This is a genomic window from Mesorhizobium sp. M7A.F.Ca.CA.004.12.1.1 (assembly GCF_003997835.1).
Taxonomy (GTDB): domain Bacteria; phylum Pseudomonadota; class Alphaproteobacteria; order Rhizobiales; family Rhizobiaceae; genus Mesorhizobium.
This window is the reverse complement of the sequence record NZ_RZRK01000753.1, coordinates 1-2,941: the sequence shown is the minus strand read 5'-3', so window position 1 is coordinate 2,941 and position 2,941 is coordinate 1. Positions and strand designations below refer to the sequence as shown.

The window sequence follows — 2,941 nt, the reverse complement described above, 5'->3', positions numbered from 1 at the left end:
AACGCCTGTCGATCGCCGAAGTGACCGCGACATATCTTTCAATGACAATGCGGCTCGTCGGCGCGAAGATCGACGCCTACAGCGCCGCGCGCCCCTTCGGGCGCGCAAAGGACGCTGCAGCATTTTGATTTCGCGCATGATCCCTTTCCGAAAATCAAAGTCGATTTTCGGGGTCATGCGCAGGGAGGAGAAAAATGTACACGAACACGCTCAGCTTCGGGCATGACGAGGAGATCGAGGCGCTGCGCGACTTGGTGCGGCGCTTCGCCCAGGACCGGATCGCTCCGATCGCCGCCGACATCGATCGCTCGAACGAATTTCCGGCGCATCTGTGGGGTGAACTCGGTGCGCTCGGCCTGCTCGGCATCACGGCCGATCCCGATTTCGGCGGCAGCGGCATGGGCTATCTCGCGCATGTGATCGCCGTCGAGGAAATCTCGCGCGCTTCGGCCTCGGTCGGCCTCTCCTATGGTGCTCATTCCAATCTCTGCGTCAACCAGATCAACCGCTGGGGAACGCCAGCGCAGAAGGGAAAATTCCTGCCGCCACTGTGCTCGGGCGAGCGGGTCGGCGCGCTGGCGATGTCGGAACCCGGCGCCGGCTCGGACGTCGTCTCGCTCAAGCTGCGTGCCGAAAAGCGCAACGACCGCTACGTGCTCAACGGCACCAAGATGTGGATCACCAACGGGCCTGACGCCGAGACCCTGGTCGTCTACGCCAAGACCGACCCGGACCTGAAATCGCGCGGCATCACCGCCTTCATCGTCGAGAAAGCGATGGCCGGGTTTTCCGTGGCGCAAAAGCTCGACAAGCTCGGCATGCGCGGCTCCAATACCGGCGAACTGGTTTTTTCGGATGTCGAAGTGCCGTTCGAAAACGTGCTGCACGAGGAGGGCCGTGGCGTCGAGGTGCTGATGTCGGGCCTCGACTATGAGCGCACCGTGCTTGCCGGCGGCCCGATCGGCCTGATGGCGGCATGCCTCGACGTGGCGATCCCCTACGTGCATGAGCGCAAGCAGTTCGGCCAGGCGATCGGCGAGTTCCAGCTGGTGCAAGGCAAGCTGGCCGACATGTACACGGTGATGAATGCCGCGCGCGCCTATGTCTATGCCGTTGCCGCCGCCTGCGACCGCGGCCAGACGACACGCAAGGACGCCGCCGGCTGCGTGCTGTTTGCCGCCGAGAAGGCGACGCTGATGGCCCTCGACGCCATCCAGCTGCTTGGCGGCAATGGCTATATCAACGACTATCCGACCGGCCGCCTGCTGCGCGACGCCAAGCTCTACGAGATCGGCGCCGGCACAAGCGAAATCCGCCGCTGGCTGATCGGCCGCGAGATCATGGCCGAGGGGATGTGATGCCTAGCAAGGGAATGCAAGTGTGCCGGACTGCGGATTGCTTGACACGTCAAACACCCATCTCGTGGGAGGCTGTAGTTTTGCGAGTATTGAGAGATAAGCAGGGCCATAGATGATCCTCTCATTGGCGCATCCAATCACAAGGCGGGGAATATTTGCGATGGCTTTGTTTTCCTCAATTGCGGGCTTTCTCGGACAAGCCAAGGCGCAGAAGCGGCGCTTCTCTGACATTGCGGAATTCAGAGGGCTCGTAATCGCCGCACTCAAACGGCAGCCGGGTGTCGATAGCGCTATCGTAGACCCATCGGATCCCGCAAAGATCAGTGCAAAAATCGGCGGCGTGGAAGTGACGCCCGACGTCACAAACGTGTTCGGCTACTTAAACTCATACCCCGACGAGGACGCTGATGCGGCTATAGACAGACTTGTCCGAAGCCTCACCGAAACGCGACCGACCAAGGCGAGCGAAGAAAATCTCATCGCGGTGATCCGGACCCAGCAATATGTCGAGCACCTCAAATCGATGGGTTTGGATTTGTTGTATGAACCGCTGGTTGGTGAGATCTCGGTTGTCTATATGGTCGACCTTCCGGATTCGGTGTCACCCGTGGCACCAAAAGACTTCCCAGGTCGGGCGCTTTCGGATTTGCGGGTCGTTGCGCTGGACAACGTAAAGAAATGGCTTCCTAGAATTGTTTCCGACGGAGAAGCCGCGTTAGCGTGCCTGTATTATGTCGACGGCAATACTATGTTGTCCACAAGCCTTATACTTTTTGACGATTTCTGGTTGTCAATCAAACCACAGTTTCCTGGCGATGTTTTGTTCGCTCTGCCACGCCGAGACCAGTTGTTCGTCTTCGATGCAGGCAATCCGCAAGCCCAAAGCGCGGCCAGGCAGATGATAGACGTTACGTTCAAGGACGGTTTCAATCTGCTGTCCGACAAGATTTTCGAACGCCGCAACGGCAAACTCCTGGCGCAGATGTAGGGGTTGGACATGGCTCCATTGCAAACCCAGATCTCCCCCTCCTCCGAAACCTTCCGTGCCAATGCCGAGCGCATGCGGGCGCTGGTCGCCGACATTGCGGAGAAGGCGGCGGCCGTCGAGCGCGGCGGCTCGGAGGAAGCGCGCGAACGGCATGTTTCGCGCGGCAAGCTGTTGCCGCGGGAGCGCTTGGCGCAATTGCTCGACACCGGCTCGCCCTTCCTCGAGATCGGCCAGTTCGCGGCATGGTCGATGTATGGCGAGGAGATCTCTTCGGCCGGCATGATCGCCGGCATCGGCCGCGTCGAAGGCACCGAAGTCATGGTCGTCGTCAACGACGCCACGGTGAAGGGCGGCACCTACTATCCGCTGACCGTGAAGAAGCATTTGCGGGCGCAGGAGATCGCGCTGCAGAACAATCTGCCTTGCATCTACCTCGTCGACAGCGGCGGCGCCAACCTGCCCAACCAGGACGAGGTGTTTCCCGACCGTGAGCATTTCGGCCGCATCTTCTACAACCAGGCCAACATGTCCGCCGCAGGCATTCCGCAGATCGCCTGCGTCATGGGTTCCTGCACGGCGGGCGGAGCGTATGTGC

Annotated in this window: 3 protein-coding genes; all 3 read left to right on the top strand. The window is 60.5% G+C overall.

The features are described 5' to 3' along the window. Positions 1–194 precede the first annotated feature (194 nt). Positions 195–1,358 carry an isovaleryl-CoA dehydrogenase gene (locus EN984_RS28950; protein WP_127272451.1) on the top strand — a complete coding sequence of 388 codons (1,164 nt, stop codon included), beginning with the start codon at positions 195–197 and terminating at the stop codon, positions 1,356–1,358. Positions 1,359–1,518: 160 nt separating this feature from the next. After that, positions 1,519–2,346, top strand: a complete 828-nt coding sequence (locus tag EN984_RS28945) for a DUF1444 family protein (RefSeq protein ID WP_164748953.1) — start codon at positions 1,519–1,521, stop codon at positions 2,344–2,346. Between the two features lie 9 nt (positions 2,347–2,355). Further along, on the top strand, positions 2,356–2,941 hold a 586-nt coding region (locus EN984_RS28940; protein WP_281057354.1), incomplete at its 3' end, for a carboxyl transferase domain-containing protein.